Source organism: Hyphomonas sp., from assembly GCF_037969335.1.
Taxonomy (GTDB): Bacteria; Pseudomonadota; Alphaproteobacteria; order Caulobacterales; family Hyphomonadaceae; genus Hyphomonas.
The window spans coordinates 1-4,995 of sequence record NZ_JBBKXE010000019.1 but is presented as its reverse complement, the minus strand read 5'-3'; the positions used below and the strand labels follow the sequence as shown (position 1 = coordinate 4,995).

Annotated in this window: 3 protein-coding genes and 1 pseudogene; all 4 read left to right on the top strand. The window is 63.9% G+C overall.

Annotated features, from left to right (window positions below):
- Positions 1-186: 186 nt before the first annotated feature.
- The 4 genes and pseudogenes from AADA04_RS01190 (at position 187) to AADA04_RS01175 (ending at position 4,960) form a co-directional block, all read left to right on the top strand.
- Positions 187-1,701, top strand: a complete 1,515-nt coding sequence (locus AADA04_RS01190) for an acetyl-CoA acetyltransferase (protein WP_340691399.1) — start codon at positions 187-189, stop codon at positions 1,699-1,701.
- 105 nt (positions 1,702-1,806) lie between these two features.
- Positions 1,807-2,976 carry an MFS transporter gene (locus tag AADA04_RS01185; RefSeq protein ID WP_340691398.1) on the top strand — a complete coding sequence of 390 codons (1,170 nt, stop codon included), beginning with the start codon at positions 1,807-1,809 and terminating at the stop codon, positions 2,974-2,976.
- 36 nt (positions 2,977-3,012) lie between these two features.
- Complete coding sequence (locus AADA04_RS01180; protein WP_340691397.1) at positions 3,013-4,041, top strand: NAD(P)H-dependent glycerol-3-phosphate dehydrogenase; 1,029 nt, start codon at positions 3,013-3,015, stop codon at positions 4,039-4,041.
- Between the two features lie 73 nt (positions 4,042-4,114).
- A pseudogene (locus tag AADA04_RS01175) lies at positions 4,115-4,960 on the top strand (crotonase/enoyl-CoA hydratase family protein).
- Positions 4,961-4,995 lie beyond the last annotated feature (35 nt).

Here is a 4,995-nt window from a genome sequence, read left to right as displayed (position 1 = left end):
TTGCCGGGCAAACTCGGACTGTACCGAAAGAAACGCGATGAAGTCGCGGCGAATGCCTGCGTCGGATTTGCGTTAACGAGCGCGTCTGAGACCATTTACCGCTTTCCCCAACGTACCGTCTCGAAATACCGCGCAAGCCGCGCTATGCCCAATAAAGACAACAGTTTGCAACAGGGAGGGTTCATCATGGCCAAGGGAGATATGCCGGTACTCGTCGGCGTCGGACAGAGCCTCAGCCAGTGGGATGGCACAGCCGGCCCCGACGGCGCACCTTCGCCCTTGTCGCTGATGCGCGACGCGTCAAAGGTCGCTCTGGCCAATTGCGGCGCAGGCGACATTGCCGCCGCCATCGACACCATTGCCGTCGTGCGCATCTTCGAGGACTCCATCGGCCGCGCGGCGCACCCCCACGGCCACAACGCCAACCTGCCCGGCACGCTCGCCCGCGACCTGGGCGCCAAGCCCGTCCGCCTGATCTATGAAAGCGTCGGCGGCCAGAGCCCGCAGGCTCTCGTCAATGAAATGGCTGCCCGCATCCATGCCGGCGAAGTCGAAGTTGCCCTGATCTCCGGTTCGGAGGCCAATCGCGCGTCCAAGGGCGCCCGGCGCAACAATGTCGAGATCAATTGGGCAGATGACGACGCGGCCCCCTTCGAGGATCGCGGCATGGGCCCGATGCTGCTCAGCCGCGGCGAGATAAAGCATGGCCTGATTGCGGCGGCCTATTTCTACGGCCTGTTCGAGAATGCCATTGCGGCCCGCGAAGGCCACACTCGCAGCCAGCACCGTCGCGCCATGGCGGAACTGTTCCAGCCCTTTTCTGCCGTCGCTGCGAAAAACCCGTTCTCCCAGTTCCCGGTCGAACACAGTATCGATTTCCTCGCGACGCCCTCGCGCGAGAATTACGAATATGCCGACCCGTTCCTGAAATGGTTCATCGCACAGGACGCCGTGAACCAGGGCGCTGCCGCCATCGTCATGAGTGAATCCAAGGCCGATGAACTCGGCGTTCCGCAGCACAATCGGATTTACCTCCACGGCGGCGGCGAAGCAGGTGATGACCACATTTCCGAGCGTCCGCGTCTCGACGGTTCCTGGGCGATGGAGCAGGCGATCGATCGCGCGCTTTCGCAAGCCGGCGTCACCAGCAGCGACATCCTGCACTTCGACCTCTACTCCTGCTTCCCCTGCGCCGTTTTCTCGTCGACTGCCGCAATGTGCATCGACTGGAAAACCGACACACGCGCCTTCACGCTGACAGGCGGCTTGCCATTCTTCGGAGGCCCCGGAAACAACTACTCCCTGCATGGAATCGCAGAGATGGTGCGCACGCTGCGCGCCGCGCCCGGCGCGCTTGGTCTCGTGCTCGCCAATGGCGGCTGGATGACGAAAGAAGCGGTCGGTGTCTATTCGACCACGAAGCCGAAAGCATTCACGCCTGCTGATCCCGCAGCCAAGCCGACTGAACAGGTCGCGCTTTGTGACACCGATTGTGACGGCACGCTGGAAACCTTCACCGTCACACATGGCAAGGCGGGTCCGGAAAAAGGCATCATCTTTGCCCGCCTCGCTGATGGCCGCCGCGCGCTCGCCAATGCGACACCTGCGGCCCTGGCCGTGCTGCGTGAGGAGGTGACCCCCGTCGGACGCAAAGTGAAGATCACTGTCGCAGACGAGGTCGGGACCTTCGATTTCCTCTAGAGGCGCTCGATTGCGCTTGGGATCGCCTGTTGGACCCGCTAGCGTCGGGCAATGAAGCCCCCTTTCGCCTCTTCCGGGCCTGCGAGGTCCAGCATACCACCAACGGTGTGGGCACTCGGCCTGGTCAGCCTGTTCATGGACATCTCGTCGGAGATGATCCACTCGCTGTTGCCCCTGTTCCTGACGGGAACCCTCGGCATCAGCGTCGCCTTTGTTGGATTGATCGACGGCATCGCGGAGTCGACGGCGGCGATCTCCAAGGTCTTTTCCGGATATATCTCCGACAAGATCGGACGCCGAAAACCCCTGATCCTGCTAGGATACAGCCTCGGCGCCTTCACCAAGCCCTTCTTCGCCATGGCGGGTGGGCCTTTCATCGTCCTCGGCGCCCGGTTCGCCGACCGGATCGGCAAGGGCATTCGCGGCGCGCCGCGTGACGCGCTGATCGCTGACGTCACGCCGTCCGACATCAGAGGGCGCGCCTTCGGCTTGCGTCAGGCAATGGATACCGCCGGTGCTTTCGCAGGTCCCCTGCTCGCCATCGCGCTCATGGCGCTTTTCGCCTCCAACATCCGCGCCGTGTTTTGGGTGGCCGTCATTCCCGGCATGCTGGCTGTCCTCTGCGTCCTGCTTGGGGTTCGCGAACCCGATGCGGCGACCAGCTCCGATCAGGCGAAGCCGCCGATCGACCTCAAGGCGCTGCGCCGCCTTTCGCCGGCATTCTGGACGGTGGTCGCAATCGGGGTCGCCTTCACGCTCGCCCGGTTCAGCGAAGCCTTCCTGATCCTCAAGGCACATGCGGACGGACTGCCGCTTCTCCTCGCTCCACTGGTCCTCGTGGTGATGAATGTCGTCTACTCGCTCGGCGCCTATCCGGCAGGTATCCTGTCGGATCGGACGCCCGCCGCCACCCTGTTACTCCTGGGGCTGCTCGCGCTGATCGCTGCCGACCTCAGCCTTGTCTATGTCCCGGGACTGTTCGGGGCCTTCCTCGGTACAGCGCTCTGGGGATTGCACATGGCGATGACCCAGGGCCTGCTCGCAAAGCTCGTCGCCGACCATGCGCCTGCGCACCTGCGCGGCTCGGCCTTCGGTCTGTTCAATCTGGCGACCGGTATCGCGATGCTCTTTGCCAGCGTCATCGCTGGCCTGCTCTGGGACCAGGTCGGCGCGGGCGCGACATTCCTTGCCGGTGCCGGTTTTGCTGCCCTCGCGGCGCTGATGGTGGTTTTCAGGCGGGTCGACCTCAATGCTGATGCCGCGCCACCTGCCTGAGATCACCGCCACCGGACTCTTGCCCGGAATCGCAACATGTCCCAATGTCAGCACATGACGACACACTTCCACAGGATAGGCGTAATCGGCGGCGGCGCCTGGGGCACCGCCATCGCCCAGATGCTCTGCCGCGACGGGCAGGACGTGATCCTGTGGTGCCTCGAGGCCGAGGTCGCCGAAGCCATCAATAACACCCACGAAAACACGGTCTTCCTGCCGGGCGTGCCGCTGAAGCCTGCGTTGCGCGCCACGACCAGCCTGTCCGATCTCTACGATCAGGACGCCCTGTTCGCGGTCGCTCCGGCCCAGCACACACGCACCACGCTGGCCGCGCTGAAGGGCCATATCAAGCCCGGAACCCCGGTGGTCCTCTGCTCGAAAGGTATCGAACTCGCTACCGGCGACTTCATGACCGATGTCCTTGCCGCGGAACTGCCCGAGGCCAGCCCCGCCGTCATGTCCGGCCCGAGCTTCGCCATTGATGTCGCCAAGGGCCTGCCGACGGCGGTGACACTGGCCGTCGAGGACGAAGCCATCGGCGCCGAACTCATCCAGGCTATCTCAACCCCCACTTTCCGGCCCTATCTCGCCAGTGACCTGCTCGGCGCAGAAATTGGCGGCGCGGTGAAGAACGTGCTCGCCATTGCGTGTGGCATCGCGCTCGGCAAGGGGCTCGGCCGGTCGGCCCATGCCGCCCTGATCGCTCGCGGCAGCGCGGAAATGACCCGGCTCGCGCTCGCCCTCGGCGCCGAGCGCGAAACCATGGCCGGCCTGTCCGGCCTCGGCGACCTCGTGCTCACCTGTTCGTCGGAAACCTCGCGCAACATGAGCTGCGGCCTTGCCCTGGGGCGCGGTGAGAGCCTCGACAGCATCATGGCCGCCCGCAACAGCGTCACGGAAGGCGTCGCCACCGCCCCGGTCCTGCGCAAGCTCGCCGCCAAGCACGGCGTCGATATGCCGATCTGCGCCGCCGTGGCCGCCGTCATCGAAGGCGATATCAGCGTCGATGACGCCATCACGACCCTGTTGATGCGGCCCAACAAGGCCGAGTCCGTCCTCGCCTGAGGCTTTCGCGGCGTCACATCTGGCCCCCGTCCGGTCCTGTGCTAGTCTTCGGCAAAATCGAGGAACCGCATCCATGCTGCAGAAAACATACGAAGCCTTCGCCGTCACGATCGAAGACAAGGTCGCCCACATCAAGATGAATCGCCCCGAGGCGATGAACACGATGAACAAGGCCTTCTGGAACGAACTGCCTGCCATCGTCCGCGATATCGACATGAATGCGCGGGCGCGCTGCATCGTCATCTCATCGACCGGCAAGCATTTCTCGGCCGGTATGGACCTCGCGGTATTCGGCTCGGGCGAAGGTGGCGGCAAGGTCGACCGCTAAGTTGCCGCCGAAGCCTTCCGCTCCAACATCCGCCAGATCCAGTCCAGCTTCAACGCACTGGAAGAGGCTCGTGTCCCGGTCCTGTTCGCCCTGCAGGGCGGCGTCATCGGTGGCGCCATCGACATGATCTCCGCAGGCGACATTCGCTGGTGCACGAAGGACGCCTTCTTCACCATCATGGAAACCAACATCGCAATGACCGCCGATGTCGGCACCTTCCCGCGCCTGCAGCGCTACATCCCCGAGGGCTGGGTCAAGGAAATGGCCTATACGGGCCGCCGCATCGATTCCGCCAAGGCCAAGGAAATCGGGCTCGTCAACGACGTCTTCGATACGCATGAGGACGTGCTGGCTCACGTTCTGGCGACCGCCAAGGAAATCGCGTCGAAGGATCCGCTGACGGTGACCGGTTGCAAGACGATGATCAATTACGGCCGCGATCACAACACCGCTGACACGCTGGATTATATCGGTGTCTGGAATGCCGGCATGATCCCGCCGCCGCACATGCAGGAAGCCTTCGCAGCCCGGGCCGAAAAGCGCGACCCTGAATTCCCGGACCTGTTGAAACTGCGCGATACGCCGATGTAGGCCTAGGCCGACACGATCCGGTAAACGGCTGTCGC

Coding starts and splice junctions, on each gene's coding strand:
- AADA04_RS01190 (WP_340691399.1), top strand. CDS start 187: ATGGCCAAGGGAGATATGCCGGTACTCGTCGGCGTCGGACAGAGCCTC.
- AADA04_RS01180 (WP_340691397.1), top strand. CDS start 3,013: ATGTCCCAATGTCAGCACATGACGACACACTTCCACAGGATAGGCGTA.